Source organism: Cupriavidus campinensis (genome assembly GCF_905397395.1).
Classification (GTDB): Bacteria; Pseudomonadota; Gammaproteobacteria; order Burkholderiales; family Burkholderiaceae; genus Cupriavidus; species Cupriavidus campinensis.
This window is the reverse complement of the sequence record NZ_CAJPVH010000065.1, coordinates 1-20946: the sequence shown is the minus strand read 5'-3', so window position 1 is coordinate 20946 and position 20946 is coordinate 1. Positions and strand designations below refer to the sequence as shown.

General features: G+C 66.6%; 23 protein-coding genes. 15 read left to right on the top strand and 8 right to left on the bottom strand.

Annotated features, from left to right (window positions below; all coding sequences use genetic code 11):
- Window positions 1-47: 47 nt before the first annotated feature.
- Complete coding sequence (locus KHO18_RS24435; RefSeq protein ID WP_144199761.1) at window positions 48-869, top strand: IclR family transcriptional regulator; 822 nt, start codon at window positions 48-50, stop codon at window positions 867-869.
- Window positions 870-896: 27 nt separating this feature from the next.
- Here KHO18_RS24435 and KHO18_RS24430 read toward each other — a convergent pair whose 3' ends face one another.
- From KHO18_RS24430 to KHO18_RS24415, 4 genes are all read right to left on the bottom strand, one after another.
- Window positions 897-1199: a 2Fe-2S iron-sulfur cluster-binding protein gene (locus KHO18_RS24430; protein ID WP_244845057.1), complete on the bottom strand. Its 303-nt coding sequence runs from the start codon at window positions 1197-1199 to the stop codon at window positions 897-899.
- 98 nt (window positions 1200-1297) lie between these two features.
- A complete protein-coding gene (locus KHO18_RS24425) occupies window positions 1298-1603 on the bottom strand; it encodes a ferredoxin (protein ID WP_144199759.1) in 306 nt (101 codons plus the stop codon).
- Entirely contained in the window at window positions 1594-1962 is a 369-nt protein-coding gene (locus tag KHO18_RS24420) for a 2Fe-2S iron-sulfur cluster-binding protein (protein WP_244845052.1), read from the bottom strand. Before KHO18_RS24420 ends, KHO18_RS24425 begins: the two co-directional genes overlap by 10 nt.
- A 42-nt stretch (window positions 1963-2004) precedes the next feature.
- A complete protein-coding gene (locus KHO18_RS24415; RefSeq protein ID WP_144199757.1) occupies window positions 2005-3543 on the bottom strand; it encodes a hypothetical protein in 1539 nt (512 codons plus the stop codon).
- Between the two features lie 336 nt (window positions 3544-3879).
- Between KHO18_RS24415 and KHO18_RS24410 the strand changes: the two genes are divergently transcribed.
- The 7 genes from KHO18_RS24410 (at window position 3880) to KHO18_RS24380 (ending at window position 9996) form a co-directional block, all read left to right on the top strand.
- Window positions 3880-4806, top strand: coding sequence for an ornithine cyclodeaminase family protein (locus KHO18_RS24410; RefSeq protein ID WP_211944044.1), 927 nt, complete (start codon window positions 3880-3882; stop codon window positions 4804-4806).
- 166 nt (window positions 4807-4972) lie between these two features.
- Window positions 4973-5692, top strand: a complete 720-nt coding sequence (locus KHO18_RS24405; RefSeq protein WP_144199753.1) for a TenA family transcriptional regulator — start codon at window positions 4973-4975, stop codon at window positions 5690-5692.
- A 77-nt stretch (window positions 5693-5769) separates the two neighbouring features.
- Window positions 5770-7218, top strand: coding sequence for an aldehyde dehydrogenase family protein (locus KHO18_RS24400; protein ID WP_211944043.1), 1449 nt, complete (start codon window positions 5770-5772; stop codon window positions 7216-7218).
- Window positions 7219-7249: 31 nt separating this feature from the next.
- The gene (locus tag KHO18_RS24395) at window positions 7250-7729 is read left to right on the top strand and encodes a GlcG/HbpS family heme-binding protein (protein ID WP_211944042.1); all 480 of its coding nucleotides are present in this window, start codon (window positions 7250-7252) and stop codon (window positions 7727-7729) included.
- A gap of 14 nt (window positions 7730-7743) precedes the next feature.
- Window positions 7744-8766 (top strand): 2Fe-2S iron-sulfur cluster-binding protein, encoded by a 1023-nt coding sequence (locus tag KHO18_RS24390; protein ID WP_211944041.1) that lies wholly within the window; start codon window positions 7744-7746, stop codon window positions 8764-8766.
- A 132-nt stretch (window positions 8767-8898) separates the two neighbouring features.
- Entirely contained in the window at window positions 8899-9636 is a 738-nt protein-coding gene (locus KHO18_RS24385; protein ID WP_144199745.1) for a GntR family transcriptional regulator, read from the top strand.
- 183 nt (window positions 9637-9819) lie between these two features.
- Window positions 9820-9996, top strand: coding sequence for a hypothetical protein (locus tag KHO18_RS24380; RefSeq protein ID WP_186296906.1), 177 nt, complete (start codon window positions 9820-9822; stop codon window positions 9994-9996).
- A gap of 80 nt (window positions 9997-10076) precedes the next feature.
- On the opposite strand, the gene KHO18_RS24375 is transcribed toward KHO18_RS24380, so the two are convergent.
- On the bottom strand, window positions 10077-10922 hold the full coding sequence (locus KHO18_RS24375; protein WP_144199743.1) for a phytanoyl-CoA dioxygenase family protein: 846 nt from the start codon (window positions 10920-10922) through the stop codon (window positions 10077-10079).
- Between the two features lie 225 nt (window positions 10923-11147).
- Here KHO18_RS24375 and KHO18_RS24370 point away from each other — a divergent pair, with 225 nt between their 5' ends.
- The 5 genes from KHO18_RS24370 to KHO18_RS24350 all read left to right on the top strand — a co-directional run bounded on the left by KHO18_RS24370 (window position 11148) and on the right by KHO18_RS24350 (window position 17215).
- Window positions 11148-12071, top strand: a complete 924-nt coding sequence (locus KHO18_RS24370; RefSeq protein WP_144199741.1) for an AAA family ATPase — start codon at window positions 11148-11150, stop codon at window positions 12069-12071.
- Window positions 12072-12084: 13 nt separating this feature from the next.
- Window positions 12085-13062 carry a DUF58 domain-containing protein gene (locus KHO18_RS24365; RefSeq protein ID WP_144199739.1) on the top strand — a complete coding sequence of 326 codons (978 nt, stop codon included), beginning with the start codon at window positions 12085-12087 and terminating at the stop codon, window positions 13060-13062.
- Window positions 13059-15056: a transglutaminase TgpA family protein gene (locus KHO18_RS24360; RefSeq protein ID WP_144199737.1), complete on the top strand. Its 1998-nt coding sequence runs from the start codon at window positions 13059-13061 to the stop codon at window positions 15054-15056. Before KHO18_RS24365 ends, KHO18_RS24360 begins: the two co-directional genes overlap by 4 nt.
- 78 nt (window positions 15057-15134) lie before the next feature.
- Window positions 15135-15632, top strand: coding sequence for a MarR family winged helix-turn-helix transcriptional regulator (locus KHO18_RS24355; protein ID WP_211944040.1), 498 nt, complete (start codon window positions 15135-15137; stop codon window positions 15630-15632).
- A 47-nt stretch (window positions 15633-15679) separates the two neighbouring features.
- A complete protein-coding gene (locus KHO18_RS24350; RefSeq protein ID WP_144199733.1) occupies window positions 15680-17215 on the top strand; it encodes an MFS transporter in 1536 nt (511 codons plus the stop codon).
- 60 nt (window positions 17216-17275) lie between these two features.
- Here the strand turns inward: KHO18_RS24350 and KHO18_RS24345 are convergent, their stop codons facing one another.
- Window positions 17276-17602: a hypothetical protein gene (locus KHO18_RS24345; RefSeq protein WP_144199731.1), complete on the bottom strand. Its 327-nt coding sequence runs from the start codon at window positions 17600-17602 to the stop codon at window positions 17276-17278.
- Between the two features lie 224 nt (window positions 17603-17826).
- Complete coding sequence (locus KHO18_RS24340; RefSeq protein WP_211944039.1) at window positions 17827-19296, bottom strand: DegQ family serine endoprotease; 1470 nt, start codon at window positions 19294-19296, stop codon at window positions 17827-17829.
- A 185-nt stretch (window positions 19297-19481) separates the two neighbouring features.
- Between KHO18_RS24340 and KHO18_RS24335 the strand changes: the two genes are divergently transcribed.
- Together KHO18_RS24335 and KHO18_RS24330 are read left to right on the top strand one after the other, a co-directional pair.
- The gene (locus KHO18_RS24335) at window positions 19482-19952 is read left to right on the top strand and encodes a MarR family winged helix-turn-helix transcriptional regulator (protein ID WP_211944038.1); all 471 of its coding nucleotides are present in this window, start codon (window positions 19482-19484) and stop codon (window positions 19950-19952) included.
- 60 nt (window positions 19953-20012) lie between these two features.
- Window positions 20013-20435, top strand: a complete 423-nt coding sequence (locus KHO18_RS24330; protein ID WP_092296121.1) for an organic hydroperoxide resistance protein — start codon at window positions 20013-20015, stop codon at window positions 20433-20435.
- A 60-nt stretch (window positions 20436-20495) separates the two neighbouring features.
- Here KHO18_RS24330 and KHO18_RS24325 read toward each other — a convergent pair whose 3' ends face one another.
- Complete coding sequence (locus tag KHO18_RS24325) at window positions 20496-20798, bottom strand: GIY-YIG nuclease family protein (RefSeq protein ID WP_144199725.1); 303 nt, start codon at window positions 20796-20798, stop codon at window positions 20496-20498.
- Between the last annotated feature and the right edge of the window lie 148 nt (window positions 20799-20946).

Sequence of the window (20946 nt, the reverse complement as noted above, 5' to 3'; positions counted from 1 at the left end):
CCACTACCCTTTCGGCCTTTCCGAGCCAATTTCGAGCCCATTCCGCAATGGCGAGCCCTGCCGATTCCGAAACCTCCCGCACGCCGGGCGCACCGTCCGCAGAGAAGCCGAGCGACAGCTATGTGCAGTCCTTCGCACGCGGGCTGTCCGTGATCCGCGCGTTCGACGCCCGCCACCCAACCCAGACGCTGACCGAGATCGCCCAGGCCAGCGGCCTCACGCGGGCCGGCGCGCGGCGTATCCTGCTCACGCTGGTGGGGCTGGGCTATGTGCAGGCCGATGGCCGCCAGTTCCGCCTGACGCCCAAGATCCTCGATCTCGGCTTCGCCTACCTGACCTCGATGCCGTTCTGGAACCTGGCCGAGCCGATCATGGAGGCGCTTTCGCAGTCGGTGCATGAAAGCTGCTCGATTTCCGTGCTCGACGGCACCGAGATCGTCTACGTGCTGCGCGTGCCGGCGCGCAAGATCATGACGATTAACCTGTCCATCGGCAGCCGGCTGCCGGCCTATTGCTCGTCGATGGGGCGCGTGCTGCTGTCGGGGCTCGATGACGACACGCTCGACCGCGTGCTGCGCGACACCGCGCTGGAAGCGCGCACGCGCCGCACCGTGACCGACATCGACCAGCTGAAGGCGCTGATTGCCGACATCCGCACGCGCGGCTGGGCGCAGAACGATCAGGAACTGGAGGAAGGGCTGGTCTCGCTGGCCGCGCCCATCCGCAACCGCGCCGGGCAAATCATCGCCGCCATCAATATCAGCGGGCAGGCCAACCGCACCAGCGCGCAGGAGATGTCGGATCGATTCCTGCCGCCGCTGCTGGAGGCCTCCGAAAAGATTTCCGGGCTGGTCGGCCTGCGGACCTAGGCGCGCCTGCGTCGAAGAACGACGGGCTCAGACCCGCGCCTTCGGTTCCCAGGACACCGCGATATCGCCGTTGACGAAGGTCTGGCAGGCCATGCGGAAGCCGGCGCGCAGGTCGTCATCGCTCAGATGCCTGCGCTCCTTGGGCTTGACCGCGTCCGTATGCTCCAGCCCGCGATCGATGTGGCACTTGCAGGTGCCGCACAGCCCGCCGCCACACTTGAACGGAATGCCGCCCTGCTCGCGCAGCGATACGCGCAGCAGGTTGCTGTTGGCGGGCGCGGTAACCGTCTTGCCGGCATTGGTCACGAATTCGATTTCCACCTTGCGGATTTCCGGCGCCGATATTGGCGCCACGGGCGCGGGGCTACCGCTCCCGCTTCCCGTGTCCCCGGTGGTGTCGGCGGCAGCCGTCTCGATATCTGCCCGCATCATTGTTTCCTTAAAGAGAGGTCCATGCTGCCGAAGTGCGCCAGCGCCTGCAGCGCGGCCCGGGCAGCGTCGAGCGTGTCGAAGCGCTCGAGGAATTTCGATGGCACGTGGTTGACCACCGGCGGCGCGTCCGGGCCGCCGGTTTCGTCGATCACGGGCACTTTCACCGCCCCGTGCAGCGTGGCGATCACGAAGATCGCCTTCGGGCGGCCGTAGAACAGGTACTCGTAGGTTTCCACCGGCTCCACGCCGGGCACGGGCTCGGTGCGGAACTGGCCCGGCTTGCTGGTCAGGATCACGAACATGAGGTCTGGGCCGGGGTCTTGGCCTGAGTCTTGGCCTGAGTCTCTTGTGCCGGGGTCTCTGGCTGCAGTTCCTCCTGCTCCAGCTCGATGTCATGCGTGAGCCAGATCTGGCAGGCGAGCCGGAAGCCCTGGTCGATGCGCTCGCCCAGCTGCTTCTTCTCCTTCCAGTTCGGCGGCGGCAGATGCTCGGCGCCGGCCAGCACCCGGCATGCGCACTTGGAGCACTTGCCCATGCCACATTCGTAGCGCAGGTTCGGATACGGAAACTGCTTGATGCCGGCGCGGACGACGAGGTTGGTCTCGGGCTTGACCTCGTCCACGAAAACCTGCCCGTGCTTGTGAAAGACGACTTTCGGCATGTTGATGACTTCGCTGAAATCGAAAAAAGGAAGCGTCCGGCGTCAGTGCCAGAGCAGCATCGCGCAGATCGTGGAGACGAACAGCCCTGCCAGCACGGGCAGCAGCAGCGCCCGCACCGCATCGAGCACCGGCACGCGCGCAAAACCGGCCACGGCGATCAGGGAGGACCAGGCGATCAGCGTGCCGCCGCCGGTCCAGACCGCGCCCATCTGGCCAACTGCTGCCAGCGTGGCGGAGTCGAAACCCACCACCGGGCCCAGCGCGCCGGCCAGCGTGCCGGTGAGCGGCAGGCCGGCGAAGCCGGAGCCGTCGATGCCGGTGATCATGCCCACCAGCAGCACGCCGAACGCCACGAACACGTGGTTGTCCGGAATCATGTGCTGGTAGGCCTGGATCAGCTCGAACAGCAGGCTGGGCGCCTTGCCGGCGTCCACGCCCAGGATCTGCGCGGCGGTCTCGCCGGCCCCCACGAAGAAAAAGCCGGCAATCGGCAGCACCGAGCCCATCGCCTTGAACGCGAACACGAAGCCATCGGTGATGTGCTCCGGGCAGACGTCGAGCATCTTGCGCGGCCCTTCGGCGGCCAGCGTGGCCAGCATCATCAGCAGCGCAGCCACGCCGCCCACCAGCGCCGCTGCCGCGCCGCCCTTGAGGTCGGGCATGCCGGCGGCCAGCTTGGGCAGCACCATCAACGACACCACGCAGACAAAGGCTACCGGCGTGAGCACCGCAAAGAACTTCGACCACTTGATGCGGCGCTTGGCCACCATCGCCAGGCTCTGTTCGATATTGGCGTCCGTTGCGAGCGGTTCCGGGTGCTGCGTGCCGCGCGCAATCTCCGCCTTATCGAAGGTGCCGGTGGCTTCCATGGCCGTGTCCACGCCCGTGGCACGGGCCTGCCAGCGGTCCAGCAGCGCGCCGTTGGCCGGCACGATGTGGCGGCGCATCGACAGATAGGCCAGCGTCAGCGCGATGGTGCCGGTGATGATCGACAGGATCAGCGCCCGGTCCGCCACCACGGCAGCGCTGACCGCCGCGCCCGCCGCCTTGGCGCTGATGCCCGGCGCCACGCCGATCACGTAGTCCGACGACAGCGCCATGCCCTGCCCCGCGATGGCGATGGCCATGGCGCCGGCCAGCGGCGGCAGCCCGGCGGCGATGGCCGCGGGCAGCAGGATGGCCGACACCAGCGGCACCGCCGGCGTGGGCCAGAAAAACAGCGAAATCACATAGGTGATGCCGGCCAGAATGAAGTAGGCGCTGTGCCCGTTCTTCATGACGAGGCGGAACGGCTCCACCATGCGGATATCGGATCGCAACGATTTCAGCGCATTGAGCAGCGCCGTCATGAAGGCGATCACCAGGAAGATATTGAACAGTTCCTTGGCCGCGACGAGGCTGGCCGAGAAGATGCCCCCCAGCGCGCTGACCGGGTTGCCCGTGATGGCGAGGATCACGAGGAAGGTGCCGACGATGGACGGCACGACAACGTTGGCCCGCAGGATCATCGTCAAGACGATGACTGCGACACCTAGCAGATACACCCAGTGTGCCAGGCCGATTTCTACGGTTTGTTGCATGAGGCTCCCCTGATCCTGATCTTGGGGCCCTTGTGGGGGCGGATGAAATAAAACCTGCCGTCGACCTCTTGGCTGCGCGCATGCAGCGCTGTGCGTCGATCTAATTTGTATACTATATCCCGTTGATGCTTCCGAACAAGCGAAACCTGCATGGCTTGGGGTAATCCCCCAATGCGGTGCGGAAAGCCGCGTCAGTGCACGGTTTCAGCGCATCACGCACCACCCTGGAAGGCGCGCCCCAGAAAAATATCGGTGCAACAGCGCTAGCAATTTTTTCGGTCATGTGTAGACTGTATACCGAAATGAGCCACGCACATCCTTGAGCCCCCATCGACCATGCTCCATATCACCGACGAACGGATCGACCGACACGTGACAGCCCAGGACGCCCAGCAGGCGATGCTGGCGGCCTTCCAGAGTTTTGGACGCGGCGCGGCCGCGATGCAGGAACGGATCCGGACGGAGGCGGGCGGTGTGAAGCTTTCCACGCTTGGCGCGGTGATTCCGGAGCAGGAGGTGGCGGGGGCCAAGGTATATACGACGATCGCAGGACAGTTCTCATTTGTCATCCTGCTGTTTTCAACCGTTGACGGCCGCCCGCTGGCTTCATTCGATGCGGGCGCGATCACGCGGCTGCGCACGGCGGCCTGCACGGTACTGGCGGCGCAGCGGCTGGCCCGGCCGGAGAGCGCCACGCTCGCGTTGTTCGGCGCCGGCACGCAGGGCGTGCAGCATGCGGCGCAATTGTCCGCAGCGCTGCCGCTGCGCCGCGTGCTGGTGGTGGACCCCTATGCCGATGCGGGGCTGCCCGACCAGCTCGCCGCGCAGTGCGGCATCCCCGTGACCTTTGCCGATCCGGCCGTGGCCGCCGCGCAGGCCGACATCATCGTCACCGCCTCGCGCTCGACCACGCCGCTGTTCTCGGGCGAGCTGATCCAGCCGGGCACCTTTATCGCCGCCATCGGCTCCAGCCTGCCCCACACCCGCGAACTCGACGACACCGCCCTGGCCCGCGCCGCCACCGTGGTGGTGGAGTGGCGCCCGCAGTCGCTGCGCGAGGCGGGCGACCTGGTGCTGGCCGACAAGGCGGTGCTGCCCGACAGCAAGATCGTGGAACTGGCCGATGTCCTGCTGGGCAAGCCAGTGCGCCGTCATGCCGACGACATCGTGATCTACAAGTCGGTCGGCGTCGGCCTGGAGGACATCGCCCTGGCCGGCATGGCCTATCGACGGATTACCGAAGCAGAGGCTGGGAAAGGCTGAGGCGCCCTGCGCCCGGCAGGCCCTTTATCGTCCAAATTCGCCCAGATCCGATTGCAGAAAGTATACAAACAGCATTCCGATTCAAACCCGCCGCAGATAAGACGTCTCTCACGTCGCGGCTCACAACCACCCCTGAACCACCCCTCGTCAAAACAGGAGCCCCCAAATGGCCGAACTGATGAACCGTGAAGATTTCCGCGCCGCCCTCGAGAACGCAATCAAGGGCAAGAGCGCCAACCAGGCGCCCTTCAGCAAGGCATGGGCTGGCGGCACGCTCTCGCGCGACCACCTCGCCCGCTGGGCCGAGAACCACTATCACTATGTGGGCCCGTTCGCGGACTACCTCGCCTATATCTATGCGCGCACGCCGGACCACATGACCGAGGCCAAGGACTTCCTGCTGGCCAATATGTACGAGGAAGAAATCGGCGGCGACCGCCATACCGACCTGCTGATCCGCTTTGCCGAAGCCTGCGGCACCACCCGCGAGCGCGTGGTAGATGCGGACAACATGTCGCCGACCACGCGCGGCCTGCAAAGCTGGTGCTACGCCGTGGCCATGCGCGAAGACCCGGTGGTGGCCGTGGCCGGCCTGGTCGTGGGCCTGGAGTCGCAGGTGCCGTCGATCTACCGCAAGCAGACCCCCACGCTGCGCGAGAAGTACGGCTTCACCGATGAGGAAGTCGAATTCTTCGACCTGCACATCGTCTCCGACGAGATCCACGGCGAACGCGGCTACCAGATTGTGCTCGAGCACGCCAATACGCCGGAGTTGCAGCAGCGTTGCCTGAAGATCTGCGAGATTGGCGCCCAGATGCGACTGCTCTACACCACCGCGCTCTATTACGACTACGTGGACGGCACGCGCGAGACCGTGGCCGCCTGAGCGGCCCCTGCATCTGCCCCGGCCTGCTCCCTCGGGCAAGACCGGGCGCCCCGCCCCCGTTCGCAAAGGCCACAGTCATGACCGAGACGTACCGCAACTACATCGACGGCGAATGGTGCGAAAGCGCCAGCGGCCGCACCACCGACAACCTCAACCCCGCCGACACGCGCGACATCGTGAGCCGGCACGCCGCCTCGGACGCGCGTGATGCCGCCGCCGCCGTGGCCGCCGCCTCGGCCGCCTTCGGCACCTGGAAGACAACCCCGATCGGCAAGCGCGCGAAAATTCTCAACGATGCCGCCGCGCATCTGGAAGCCAACGCCGACGCCATCGCCGCCGAGCTGACCCGCGAGGAAGGCAAGGCGCTGTCCCTGGCGCGCGACGAAGTCATGCGCTCTGCCCAGACGCTGCGCTTCTACGCCGTGGAGGGACAGACCTACGGCGGTGAGACGTATCCTAACGATGACCCGGACATGCTGGTCTACAGCCAGCGCGAGCCGCTGGGTGTGGTGACGGTGATCTCGCCGTGGAACTTCCCGGTGTCGATTCCGGCCCGCAAGATCGCGCCGGCGCTGATCACCGGCAACACGGTGGTCTTCAAGCCCTCGTCGGATGCGCCGCTCTCGGGCTACCGGCTGGCCGAAGCCTTCGTCAAGGCGGGCATTCCGAAGGGCGTGCTCAACTTCCTGACCGGCAGCGCCGCCGAGGTCGGCCCGACCATCGTCGAATCGCGCGCGGTGCGGGCGGTGTCGTTCACCGGCTCCACGGCGGCGGGCGAGCAGATCCACAAGTCCGTGCCGATGACCACGCGCACGCAGATGGAGCTGGGCGGTAAGAATCCTCTTATCGTGATGGAGGATGCCGACCTCGACAAGGCCGTGGACCTGGCCATCAAGGGCGGACTGTCGCTGTCCGGGCAGGCGTGCACCGGCACCAGCCGCATCCTCGTCATGCGCGAGGTGAAGCAGGCGTTCACGGACAAGCTCGTGGCCAAGGTCAAGACGCTGAAGATCGGCAGTGGCATGGCGGCCGGCATGGATCTTGGCCCGCTGGCCACGCGCAAGCAGCTGGAGACCGTGCTGGGCTACATCGCCGCCGGCAAGTCCGAAGCCACGTTGCTGTGTGGTGGCGAAACGCTGACGGAGGGCGATTTCTCGCACGGTTACTACGTCTCGCCGGCAGTGTTCACCGATGTCACGCCGACCATGCGCATCGCCCGCGAGGAGATCTTCGGCCCGGTGCTCGCCATCCTGGAAGTGGGCAGCTACGCCGAGGCCATCGCCGTGGCCAATGACTCCGAGTACGGCCTGTCCGCCGCCATCGCCACGCGCAATCCGCGCTACATGCACGATTTTGCGCACGACATCGAGTCCGGAACGGTGAAGATCAACCGCACCACCACCGGCAACCTCGTCAATGCGCCGTTCGGCGGGCTGAAGCGCTCGAGCACCTCTACGTTCCGGGAGTCGGGCCGCGCGGGGCTCGAGTTCTACACCCAGATCAAGACCATCTATCGCGGCTGCTAAGCCGTCAGCCCCGGTTATTAAGGATTTCACGATGAAAAAGGCAATCAAGCTCGAATTGCGGGAAGCCCGCCACATGGTGGCGGCGGCGGTGAAGAAGGCCGAGGAAATCGGTGTACTGGAGTCCATCTGCATCGTCGACGAAGGCGGCTACCCGCTGCTGCTCGAGCGCATGGACGGCGCCCGCATCACCGGCCCGCAGATCGCCTGGAACAAGGCGTTCACGGCGGCCGGCCACAAGCGCTCCACGCACCTGTTCAACACGGCGCCCAACGGCCCGGCGCTGCCCGGCAACGAGGCGTTCGGCATCCAGTGGAGCTTCGAAGGCAAGTTCGCGGTGTTCGTGGGCGGCTACCCGGTGGTGGTCAACGGCGAGGTGGTTGGCGGCGTGGGCCTGTCCGGTGGCAACGGCGAACAGGACACCGCCTGCGGCGTGGCCGCGCTGGAGGCGCTGCGCGACCTGCTGGCCGCCGAAGACCTGACCGTGCTGGCGCAGGCCGACATCAAAAAGTAAGCAGGAGCGCGGTCATGTCCCACGGAACCCATCCCCTCTATCGCATCGAGATTGCCGAGACGCAGCAGTCGTTCACGGCGCAGCCCGGCGAGTCCGTGCTGGATGCCGCGCTGCGCACGGGCGTCAGCCTGGCCCATGAATGCACCTTCGGCGGTTGCGGCACCTGCCGCGTGCGCGTGGTGGAAGGATCGGTCAGTTATGAAGAATTTCCGATGGGACTGACCGAGGACGAGGACGCCGCCGGCTTCGCCCTGGCCTGCCAGGCCCGGCCCACGGCCGACCTCGTCATCAGCACCGCGCGCGCCATGGCGCCGGCCGTGCCGGCACGCCGCGCGTCGGCCATCGTGCAGGCGGTGACGCCGCTCGCGGCCGACGTGCTGCACCTGCGCATGGCCCTGCCCGACGACACGCCGCTGGCCTTCGCGCCGGGCCAGTACATGAAGATTCTGCTAGACGACGGAAGCCATCGCAGTTTCTCGATGGCATCCGCCCCGCGCGGCAACGAGGTGGACTTCCACGTGCGCCGCATTGCCGGCGGCCGCTTCACGGCGGGGCAGCTGCCACGCCTGCAACCGGGCGACCGGCTCGATGTGGAAGTGCCGCTCGGCAACTTCGCGCTGCGCAAGGAGGATTACCGCCCACTGCTGATGGTGGCCACGGGCACCGGCATCGCGCCCATCAAGAGCATGCTGGAGTCCCTGATGGACGACCCGGACTGCCCGCCGGTGTGGCTCTACTGGGGCATGCGGTCCGCATCGGACCTCTACCTGGACGACGAGATCCGCGCCTGGGGCGAGCGGCTCTACGATTTCCAGTACGTGCCGGTGCTGTCCCGCGCGGACGCCGACTGGCAGGGCCGGCGCGGCTATGTGCACGAAGCCGTGGCGGCGGACCTGGGCGACCTGTCCGAACATGCGATTTATCTCTGCGGCTCGCCCAACATGATCCGCGATGCGAAACAGCTGTTCACCGGACTCGGCGCGCAGGTACCGTTCCTGTATGCCGACGGGTTCACTTTCCAGCATCCGACGATGTAGTGGAATGTCTGGTCGCAAAGGTTGACGGTATACAATAGTGGCATTCACGCCGGTCCCATGCATCCCAATGGGCCGACGCTTCAACGCTCAAGTTTCTTGCGCGATCCACGATTTCCACGGCCGATCCCGACCATGAACGACGCCACCACCAGTGCCTTCAGCCCGAATCCGGACACCCCGGCTGCCAGCCTGGGCGCCCAGCATTCCCCGCTTTTCGCGCTTGTGACCGATACGTTGCGGCAGCGCATCCTCGGCGGCCAGTACGACCCCGGCGAGCGGTTGGTGGAGAACACGCTGTCGCAGGAGCTGGGCGTGTCCCGCATTCCGGTGCGCGAGGCGCTGCGCGCGCTGGCGGCAGAAGGACTGGTCAAGATCGAGCCCCGGCGCGGGGCGTCGGTGGCGCGCCTGTCGCCCAATATCGCCCGCGAGATGGTCGAGGTGCGCGCCACGCTCGAAGGTCTCAACGCCAAGCTCGCCGCGCAACGCCGCGACCCCGCACTGATCCTGGAAATCGAGAAGGTTCTCAAGGAAGGCAACGACGCCGTGAACAGCGGCCAGACCGAGCGCTTCGTCGAACTGAACTCCAGGTTCCACGAACTGCTCGGCAATATCGCCGCCAACAGCGTGCTGCAGGACATGATGCGTTCGCTGCGCGAACGCACGGGGCTGCTGTTCGCGCCGGCCAACCTGAGCCGCGCGCGGGTGAACTGGGACGAGCACGCCCAGATTCTCCAGGCCGTGATTGCCGGCGATGCCGACCTGGCCGCGCTGCTGGCCACGCGCCATGTGTTCAGTGCGGCAAAAGCTGTCGAAAACATGAACGGCGCCCCGGCAAGCGAGCCGGGCGAGGCGTCCCAACAGGGCACGTAATCCTTCCGCCTGACCCTCAAGCCACATCCGGCTGCATTCCGGCTGCATTCCGGCCACATTCCGGTGCACCGAGGCCCGCCCTCGCGCGGGCGTCCGCGCATGGGCATTCCCCGTCCGCACCAGCAAATGGCGCGCCGCACCATCGCGGTGTATACTGTAGGCCGTTGTTAACCACAATAGGGAATGACCATCATGCAATACCCGGATGCTTCGTACCTCGGCCGTCCGGTCGGCGAGCAACTCCGCAAGCACTTTGCCCGCCGCGACGCGGTTCGGCACGCCACCCCGCTGCTGCCTGTCCGTCTGGCCGATCTGTTTGCCCTGTTCCGTTCGGGCACGACCCGCGGCAACGCCGCCTGACGCACGCCACCCGCTGGATATCGCGCCAATGAAAAAGCCGCCATGCATGGCGGCTTTTGTGCTTCTGGGACGCAGCGCGCTTACAAGGCGGCCGGCGGCAACTCCACACTGCCGAACTCGGCTGACCGCGTGCCGGCCAGCGGCCGGTTGCTCGCCCCGAAGTAAGCGAACGCTACCGACAGCTTGACCGTCTCGGCGTCATTCCGGCCCGCCGCGTGGAACAGCCGGCTGTCGAACATCAGCACATCGCCCCGATGCAGGGTCAGCGGCATCGCCCCTTTCAGCAGGCTCTGGCTGTTGGGATGCGCCTCAATGAGGAATTCGGCCGGATCGAGCTGTTCCGGCGCCAGCTTGGCCTGATGCGAGCCCGGAATCACACGCAAGACGCCGTTTCGCTCGTCTTCATCGCCCAACGCCAGCCAAACCGTCACCAGTTCGGGCTTCACGAACGACCAGTAGCGCGTATCGCGATGCCAGCCGGTCTGGCTGCCAAAGTGCGGATGCTTGGTCATCACGCAGTTGTGGTGCGCCAGGGTCAGGCGGGCGGGCTCGCCCAGCAGCGCCTCTACCGTGGCCACCACGTGCGGATCACTGGCCCAGCGGCGGAATACCTCGTCGCGGCCATAGGCCTGGCGCAGCCGGCGCACCGTGCCGCCCCCTTCGGCCTGGCGCGAGGCGGGCGCGCCGGGATAGCCGAGATCGGCCTCGAACTCCACCGGCGGCACGGCGGCGGCCAGATGTTTGCGGGTCATGTCCTCCAGCGCGGCGCACATGGCCTCGCTGGCAAAGCGGCGCAGCACGATGTAGCCACCCGCGTGGAATTCACGCGCCAGGCTGGCCAGACCGGCCTGGTCGGCCAGGGGCGCGGAGGAGTCGAAATCGAGGGAAACCGGGGCGCCGGAGGCGCGGTGTTGCGAGGCAGTCATCGGGGAGGGATGAGACCAATCTGAAAGTGGCAAGGCGCCAACAGATCGATGATGCCAGAAGCGGCGAGATCCGGCGCGGGCTGGCGGGCGATACCGCCCATTTCGCGTGAGACAACAGGACATTTGTCGCCCCGAATGCGTGCGGCAACCCACTGTCCGATGCGACCCCTACGCCGCTACAATGGCCGCACTCTGCACCTGCAGCCACGTCACCGGAGGCAACTCGTGACCGCCCGACCCAGGATCGTTGCCTCGCTCGCCGAGGCGCAAACCCAGCTAGGCCGCATCCTACTGGGCAAGCCGCGCCAGGTGCGCCTTGCCCTGGCCTGCATGCTGGCCGGCGGCCACCTGCTGCTCGAAGACGTACCCGGCGTGGGCAAGACCACGCTCGCGCATGCGCTGGCGCAGACGCTGGGCCTGCAATACCAGCGGGTGCAATTCACGAGCGATTTGCTGCCGGCGGATCTGGTTGGCGTATCGGTCTTCCTGCGCGAGGCCAGCGAGTTCCGCTTCCATCGCGGCCCGATCTTCGCCCAGCTGGTGCTCGCCGACGAGATCAACCGCGCCCCGCCGAAAACCCAGAGCGCGCTGCTGGAGGCCATGGCCGAGCGGCAGGTGACGCACGACGGCACCACGCATGCGCTGCCCGCGCCGTTCTTCGTCATCGCCACGCAAAACCCGCTCGAGCAGATCGGCACGCATGCGCTGCCCGAGTCGCAACTCGACCGCTTCACGATGCGGATCTCGCTCGGCTACCCCGATCCGGCCTTCGAACGCGTGCTGTACCTCGGCGGCGCCGCCGACCAACGTCCGGTTGCCGTGATGGACGCCGAGCAGGTGATGGCGCTGCAGGCCGCCGCCGCCAAGGTCTACGCGAGTCCCGCGCTGGTGGACTACGTGCTGGCGCTGGTGCAGGCCACGCGTGCGGAACCGGGCTTCGTTGCCGGACTGTCGCCGCGAGCGGGACTGGCGCTGCTGGCCTGCGCGCGGGCCTGGGCGTTGCTGGAACAGCGCGAACTGGTGGTCCCCGAGGACGTGCAGGCCGTATTCGCGGCAGTGGCAGGGCACCGCCTGCTGCCGTCCGGCCATGGCGTGGGCCAGGGCGCCGGGGTGCTCGACCGCCTGCTGTCCAACGTCGCCATTCCCTGATTTCCGGCCCGCCATGCGGCAAGCCTCCGCCACCGCGCACCGTCCGCTGACCGCCTGGCTGCACCGCCAGCATGGGCCGGTCAATGGCGTGGTGACGTTCGATCGGCGCCATCTCTATATCCTGCCCACGCGCAGCGGAGCCGGCTTTGGCGTGCTGCTCGTGGCGATGCTGCTGACCTCGCTGAACTACAACATCAGCCTCGGCTTCGCGCTTACGTTCCTGCTCGCCGGCATCGGCATGGCGTGCATGTGGATGGCCTATCGCAATCTGCTGGAACTGGCGGTGTCCACGGGTGCCGCCTCTCCGGCCTTCGTGGGCGATGTGGCAGTCTTTGCGCTGAACGTGGACAACGCCGACCCAGCGGCCCGCATCGGCCTGGAGGCCCGCACGCCCCAATCCGAGGTGGCCACGCTGACCCTCGATGGCGACAGCCGGGGCACCTTGGCGCTGCGCGTGCCGGCCACCGCGCGCGGGCGCCTGAAGCTGCCACGCGTCACGTTCTCCAGCCGCTTTCCTTTCGGCCTGTTCCGCGTGTGGAGCTACGCGGACTTGTCGCTGGTGGCTTTCGTCTATCCGGCGCCCGAGCCGAACGCCCCGCCGCTGCCGCAAGTGGCCCGCCCGGACGACGCCGAGGACGGCACGCTGTCCGTTGCGTCTGACGATGGCATCGACCAGTTGCGCCGCTATCGCACTGGCGACCCGCTGCACCGCATCGCCTGGAAGCACAGCGCCCGCACGGGCCGGATGCTGAGCCGCACCGGGTCCACGCCGCGCCTGCCCGGCTGCTGGATCGACTGGGACGCGCTGCCACCGGGCATGGATACGGAGGCCCGGTTGTCCCGGCTGTGCGCGTGGGTGCTGGCCGCCGGCGACGAGATCGAGATCGGCCTGCGCCTGCCCGGCGTGGCATTGCCGCCCGCCCAGGGTGCCGCCCATCGCCGCGCCTGCCTGGAAGCGCTGGCCGTGTGGCCGGAGCGGCGCGCGTCATGACGCGGCACGAAGTTCGCCCGCTCGGGCATCAGGAACACGGCATGCTGATGGGCCAGCTCGCGCTGGTGCTGGCGCCGCAGGCGCGCTCGCTGCCGGTGTCGGTCAGCCTGCTGCTGCTGGTGCTGCTGGCCTGGCGCTGGCTGCTCTGGCGCCAGCGCGCACCGCTGCCATCGAAGCTGATGCTCGGTGTATCGGCCGTGCTGGTACTGGTGACCGCCGCCGCGCTCGTGTGGCAGTCGGGCGGCAGCCTCGGGCGCGAACTCTGCGTGGCGCTGCTGGGCGCGTTCGTCATCCTCAAGCTGCTGGAAACCCGGGCGCTGTCCGATGCCACGCTGGTCACGCAACTGTCGTTCTACCTGCTGCTGACGCTCTACCTCGCCGATCAGCCGTTCTGGCTGGCGATCTACAGCATGGCGATTGGCGCATGGATCCTGCGCAACTGGCTGCTGCTGCATCATCCGGAAGCGCGCGGGCGGCTGGCGATCTGGCCGCTGCTTGGCCGCATGGCGCTGATCGGCCTACCGTGGGCGCTGTTCCTCTTCGTGCTGTTTCCGCGACTCGACCATCCGCTGTGGCGGCTGCCGCAGTCCGAGCCCGTGGGCCGGACCGGCATTTCAGACACGATGAAACCCGGCAGCGTCGGCGAACTGATCCGCTCGCCCGAGGTGGCGTTCCGCGCCGATATCGTCGGGGATCCGCTGCCCGCCAGCGCGCTGTACTGGCGCGCGCTGGTGCTCTGGAACTATGACGGGGTGGCGTGGCGGCCCGCCGAGGGGTCGATGCGGCCCATGCGCCCGGCCAACGGGCTGCGCGATGAAGGCGACGACCCGCCACTGCCCGCTGGTGTGCGCGCGTACAACGTCACGCTGGAGCCGAACCAGCAGGCTTGGCTGTACCTGCTCGACCGGGGCCTCGCGGTGTCCGGCAGCCTCGACGCCCGCGTCTCCGCCGACGACGAGTTCTTCACCCGCGCGCCGGTGGACCGGCCGCTGCGCTACCGGGGCCACTCAACGCTGGCGGGCACGCCACAACCACTGTCGCGGCGCACGCTGGCGCTGTCGCTCGCGTTGCCGGAAGGCAATCCGCGCAGCCGCGAACTCGCTGGCAGCTGGATGGCGCAGTATCCCGACCCTTGGCGGCGCGTGCAGGCCGCACTGCGGCTCTTCGCCGGTGCGCCCTTCGCCTACACGCTCTCCCCGCCGCCGCTGGGCAAGCAGCAGGTGGACAGCTTCCTGTTCGACACCCGCCGTGGCTTCTGCGAGCACTACGCCAGCAGCTTCGTGTTCCTGATGCGCGCCGCCGGCGTGCCCGCGCGCGCCGTGATGGGCTATCAGGGCGGCGAGTACAACCCGCTGGGCCGGCACTACATCATCCGGCAATCGGATGCTCACGCCTGGGCCGAGGTGTGGATCGCCGGGCGCGGATGGGTGCGCGTGGACCCGACCAGCGCCGTGGCGCCGAGCCGTGTGGAAGAAGGCGTGGACGCCGCCCTGAGCGGCGACGAAGCCGAGGCGCTGCGTGCATTGCGCGGGCCGGCATGGCTGCGGGACCTGCGCCTGGGCCTCGACGGACTGACCTATACGTGGCAGCGCTGGGTGCTCCAGTATGACCGCGCGCAACAGGGCCGGCTGCTGCAGAAACTTGGCATGGATGGCCAACTGCCGGCGCTGCTGGCGGGCGGGCTGGCAACGCTGAGTCTTGTCGCACTGTTGCCGCTCTGGCTGCGGCAACGCCGGCTCGATCCACTCCAGGCGCTCTATGCCCGCTTCTGCGCACTGCTGGCGCGCCATGGTTGCGCGCGCGGGGCATCGGAAGGGCCCGCCGATTTCGCACTGCGCGCCGCCGAGGCATTGCCAGGCGCCGCCACCGCCTTGCAGGCGTTCACGCGCGACTACATTGCGCTGCGCTACGGCACGCCGGATGCTGCGGGCCGGCTGCAGGCGATGGCGCGCATGCGCAAGGCGCTGATGCTCGTACGGCGACAAGTGCGCTAACCATCACGCGCATCGGCCGGTTGCCATTCCCGCACCTCGGTCATATAGTTACGTCTGTAACTATATCGAATGTAACAAATGCCTTTCGAACAGCGCATTGCCCGGTTCTGCGCGGAATACCCGGACGCGCCGCACGACCTGATGCTCGCCTCCCGCCTCCTGCTGCGCTCCGCCAGATTGCTCCGACATCACATCGAGCGCGCGCTGGCACCGCACGCGCTGGACATGGGCCAATACCTGGTCATGAGCCTGCTGGTCGCCGATGGCGGACAGCCGACCATGCCGTCGGAGCTTGGCGTCGCCATCGACGCCACGCGCACCCAGATGACGCGTCTGATCGACGGCCTGGAGGCGCGCGGGCTCGTGCAGCGCAAGACCTCGACGCAGGATCGGCGCAGCCTGGAACTGACGCTGACGGCGGAAGGCCGGGCGCTGCTGGATCGCGCCGCGCCCGCCGTACATGCCGCCTATGGCGAGGCCTGGGCGCCGCTGGGCAAGGATCGGCTGGCCGATGTCACACGCGACCTCGCGCAGCTGCACCAGAATCTCGCGGCGCTCGACGCGCAGCGGTCGTGAACCTGCCCGCCCCCCAAGGCGAGCGCGCCGGCCCTCGCTGGCCCGGTATGTTGAGTCGGCTGTTGAGCCGCCCCCAGCGCCAGACGTTGCTGATGATGCTGCTCGCACTGGCCACTGGCGTGGAGTTCCTCGAGAACATCATGTTCGTGTTCGCGTCGAGCCATATCGTCGGCGGCATCGATGCGGACCCGCGCAGCTTTGCGCTGGTGCAGGCGGCCTATGCCGTGGGCAGCATGCTGATGATTCTCAAGCAGCAATGGCTGGCGCAGCGCTTCGGCTATCGCTACTACCTCACGGGGTCGTTGCTGCTGTTCATGGCTGGCACGCTCGGCGCGGCCACCAGCACCGGCTTGACCCAGATGGTGGCCGCCCGCTTCGTGCAAGGCGTGGGCGGCGGCGCGCTGTTCACCAGTTGCCGGATTCTCGTGAATCTGATGTTCGGCCCGGCTGACCGGCCGCGCGCCACACGCATCTTCATGCTGGGGATCTTCGGCGCGTCGGCGCTGGGGCCGGCGTTCGCGGCGGAGCTGGTCGAGCGCGGTGTCTGGCAGGATGTGTTCTACGGCGTGCTGCCGTTCGCGGCGCTGGCCACGCTCGGCGCCTGGTTGCTACTGCCCGATGCCGAGCCGCGCGCCGATGTGGGCGGCCCGGCGCTCGGCCCGTTGCTGCTGTTCGGCGTGGCCATCGTGGCACTCCAGGCGTCCCTGACCGAAGCGCGCTTCGACCTGTTCTCGCATCCCGCCCGCGTGGCCGTGGTCGCCGCGCTTGCCCTGGCACTGCTGGCCGGCTTCCTGTGGCACCAGTGGCACCACGCCACGCCGGTGCTGCGGCTGCGCGCGCTGCGCCACCCCGTCTACCTGACCGGGCTGGCCATGTATTTCGTCTACTACATGATCAGCAACCTGAGCGGCTACGTCTTCCCGATCTACGCCGAACAGGCGCTCCGGTTCCCGCTGGCCACCACGGGCTGGCTCAATACGCTGGCCGCCACGATCAGCCTGGCCGGCATCTGGTGCTATCTGCGCGTAGCGCGGCACCTCAAGCACAAGAAGCCGGTCATGGTGGCGGGCCTGCTGCTGATGGCGGGCGCGATGACGTGGTTTTCGATGATGCCGCCCGATGTCGGGCCGGTGGCGCTGCTGCCCGGGCTGGTGGGCAAGGGGCTGTTCGGCGTGATGGTCATCATCCCGATTGCCGGGCTGACGTTCCGCTCGCTGGCCGACGACGACGACTTCGCCCACGGCTACCGCAGCAAGAACCTGATGCGGCAGATTGCCGGCTCGTTTGCGTCAGCGCTGGGGGCGGTGCTGCTGCAAAACCGGCAGTTCGCGGTGCATACCAGCCTGACCCATGCCATCGGGCAACGCCCCGCCGAGACGGCGCAGTGGATGGAGTCGGCACAGAAGGCGCTGATGGCGCGCGGCTTTGATGCGGGGCAGGCGCACGCGGGCGCGCTGGCGCAATTGGCGACGATCGTCGACCAACAGGCGCGGCTAATTGCCTGCGAGGATCTCTATCGATTGATTGCCGTGCTCGCGCTGGTGGCGGCCATCGGCATGTTCGCGCAGCGTCGGCTGGACTAGCGCCCAGACTGTGGACGGCGCGGTGAGGATACGACTAGGGGCGGGAGAGGTGTCCGCCCGTCAGAACAGCGACAGCTGGCGCATGCCGAAGCCGATGGTTTCTTCCACGCGGGCACGCGCATGGGCCAGGGAGCCCTCGGCGCCGGAGTAGTTGCCGGCCGCCCAGCGGTAGACCACGGGGAGTTCGCCGCGATCGGAGAGATGGACCTCGCCGAGCTTGTCGCCACGTTCGTTGCGGTAGAAATGAGAACGGTAGCCGCGCTCCCAGTGCGGAGCGGCTTCCTTTTTGCGGCGACGCGGGGTCGTCGGCTTGGTGGTGGCAGGCGTCAGGCGCCGCGTTCGGTCGGTACCCGGCGAGATGGGGGCGCGGGTGAAATCCAACTGCATAGACTTCCTTGTTCTGTCGATTCAGCAAGAACCAGACGTGGTGGCCATGGCCGCCACTCGCTTCATGCATCGCAGTCGAGATCATACCTGCTCAAACACGTTTTTGGGATGTTTTATCGCCCTGAATTCGGCCTCTGGCAAGGGTTTGCGGGCCGTATACCGGTTTACGGTATACGGCCTGTATACGTAAACCGGGCACCGTAAACCCGGTTTTCCGGACCCCGTTAACCGAGGTCCAGGGGGATGAAAATCCGGGCATCGTCACGTTGCACGAGCAGCGCAACCTGCTTGCCGGACTTCGACACAAGCGCCCGCAACTGCTCCGCCGAACTGATCGGCGTGCCGTTCAGCGACAGGATGACATCGCCCGGCTGAATGCCCACGCGCGCGGCCGGACCGGCCACGTCTTCCACCACCAACCCGCCATCGATGCCGCTGTCCCGCTTCTCAGCCGGCGTAAGCGGGCGCACCGCGAGGCCGAGCTTGCCGCCGGTTTCGCCACCAATCGCCTTCTGCGCCACGGCACCTTCCTGGGCCGTGCCCACCTTGACGGTCAGCGTCAGCGGCTCGCCCTTGCGGATAACCTTGAGCTGGGTCTGCGTGCCGGGCTTCATGTCGGCGACGTGCTCCGGCAGATCGCCCGAATGGTCAATGACATCGTCGCCCAACTGCACGATCACGTCACCCGGCTTCAGGCCGGAGCGGGCGGCGGGGCTGTCCGGCTCGATCGAATTGACCAGCGCGCCGGCCGGCTTGGGCAGGTTGAAGGACTGCGCCAGCGCCTGGTTGACCTCCTGCACCGAGATGCCGAGGCGGCCGCGCGTGACCTTGCCATGCGCCACCAGTTGCTCCTGCACCTTCGTCGCCACGTTGATCGGAATCGCGAACGACAGCCCCTGGTAGCCACCGGTCTGGCTATAGATCTGCGAGTTGATGCCGATCACTTCGCCCCGTTGGTTGAACAGCGGGCCGCCGGAGTTACCGGGATTCACCGCCACATCGGTCTGGATGAACGGCACATAGGTGTCATCTGGCAGCGAGCGGGACTTGGCGCTGACGATGCCGGCAGTGACCGTGTTCTCGAAACCATAGGGCGAGCCGATGGCCAGCACGGGCTCGCCGACGCGGATCTTCGACGGATCGCCAAGTCGCACCGTGGGCAGGTTCTTCGCATCGATGCGAATCACGGCGATGTCGGTCTGCGGATCTGCGCCGAGCACCTTGGCCTTGAATTCGCGACGATCGGTCAGTTTGACGGTGACTTCCGTGGCGTTGTCTACCACGTGAGCATTGGTGAGAATCAGCCCATCGGAACTGACGATGAAGCCGGAGCCCAGCCCGCGCACCAATTGCGGCTGGCTGCTCTGCGGACCCTGGAACTGCGGGCCGAAGCGCTTGAAGAACTGGAACAGCGGATCGTCGGGATCGATACCCTGCGGCGCCTGCGCAGAGGTCCGTTGGGCGCGCGCGGTGACGCTGATGTTCACCACGGCGGGGCCGTACTGGTCGACGATGCCCGAGAAGTCGGCCGGCGTGGCGACGGCGACGGGCGCGCCGGAGGCCGAAGCCGTGACGGGCGTCGGCGCGGCGTAGCCGGGGGTGATGGCATCCTTCTGGAGATAGGCATAACCGCCGGCCAGCGCAACGAGCGCGGCGACACCGACGGCGGAGCGGGCAAAAGTCTGGCGAATCATGGTCTTTCCTCTCTGGTTTGGCTTCTTGCGCGGACGCAGGAGTTGCGGCGCGATGGAAGCATCCTAAGCAGCCATCCTTAAACCAGACTTAAAGTTCCGACCTATCTCGCCCGCGTCACCTATCCTCAATAGTCACGATAGAAAATTTATCTTGCACACAATTTAATTGTGTATAAGATAGAGCCATGGCTGACGCAACGCACTCTTCCGCTACCGATGACTGGCTCCGGCTGGATCAACAGCTCTGCTTCGCGCTGTACTCCACGTCGCTGGCAATGACCAAGATCTACAAGCCAATTCTGGGTGAGCTTGGACTCACTTATCCGCAGTATCTGGTCATGCTGGTGTTATGGGAGACGGACAAGCTGACGGTATCGGCACTGGGGGAACGGCTGACGCTGGACTCCGGGACACTGACCCCGCTGCTCAAGCGGCTCGAGGTTGCCGGGTTGGTGACACGGGCACGCGATGAAGAGGATGAGCGACGCGTGCTGGTCAGCCTGACGGATGCCGGCCGGCGCCTGCGCGCATCGGCGGAAGGTATCCCGGAAAAGATGTTGTGCGCGACGCAGTGCTCGATCGAAGAGATCCAGACATTGACGGCGCGCCTGCATGAGATGCGGACCACGCTGGACAATGCACGGTCCGAGGATTGATTTGCCGATTTCGGCATGATTTTGAAACGCCCCCGAGCGGGCATCGCTAGGAGAATGCAAATGAAACTCGAGAAAGTCCTGTACACCGCCCACGCATCCGCAACCGGTGGCCGCGATGGCCGCGCCGTGACGTCCGATAATCAACTGGACGTGAAGCTGGCCGTACCCAAGGAAATGGGCGGCAAAGGGGATGGCCTGAATCCCGAGCAGCTGTTCGCGGCTGGCTATTCGGCATGTTTCCTGGGTGCGATCCGTTTCGTGGCCAGCCAGCAGAAGATCACGGTCTCGCCGGACGCCAAGATCGAAGGCGCCGTCGGCATCGGCCAGATTCCGCAGGGCTTTGGTATCCAGGCCGATCTGAAGATCTCGCTGCCGGGCATGGATAAAGAAGCAGCCCAGAAGCTGGTGGAAGCGGCTCACCAGGTCTGCCCCTATTCGAACGCCACGCGCGGCAACATCGAGGTGACGCTGACGGTGGTCTAAATTTGGCTACTGCTGCGATCACAAACAAAAACGCCGGCAAATTTGCCGGCGTTTTTGCTTTTATGCTTTGTCTTCCGTTTCGAGCACCGCACAAAACGCGCGCTTTTGCACGGCCGACATGCGCTTGGTGGCCAGCTCGGCCTTCAACGCTTCCGATTTGTTGTCGTAGCGAAGCCATCCAAGCAGGCGCCTGGGTTTGCGGGACCGCGTGTATTTGGCACCAATACCGGCAAGGTGCTGGGCATAGCGGCGCTGGACGTCGGTGGTAATCCCCGTGTAGATCGAATTGCCTTCGCATTCGAGCAGGTAGAGATACCAGGGGGTTGCCTCGGCGCAAGCGAGGTCTTCTTTGTCAGAGGGCATGGCACGCAGATCATAAGCGTTTTCGTCACGAAAATGCCAATCTGGCGCCGCAAAAGCAAAACCCCCAGCCTTTTGGGGCTGGGGGTTTTGGGTATAAGAGCCTGGCGATGACCTACTTTCACACGGGTAGTCCGCACTATCATCGGCG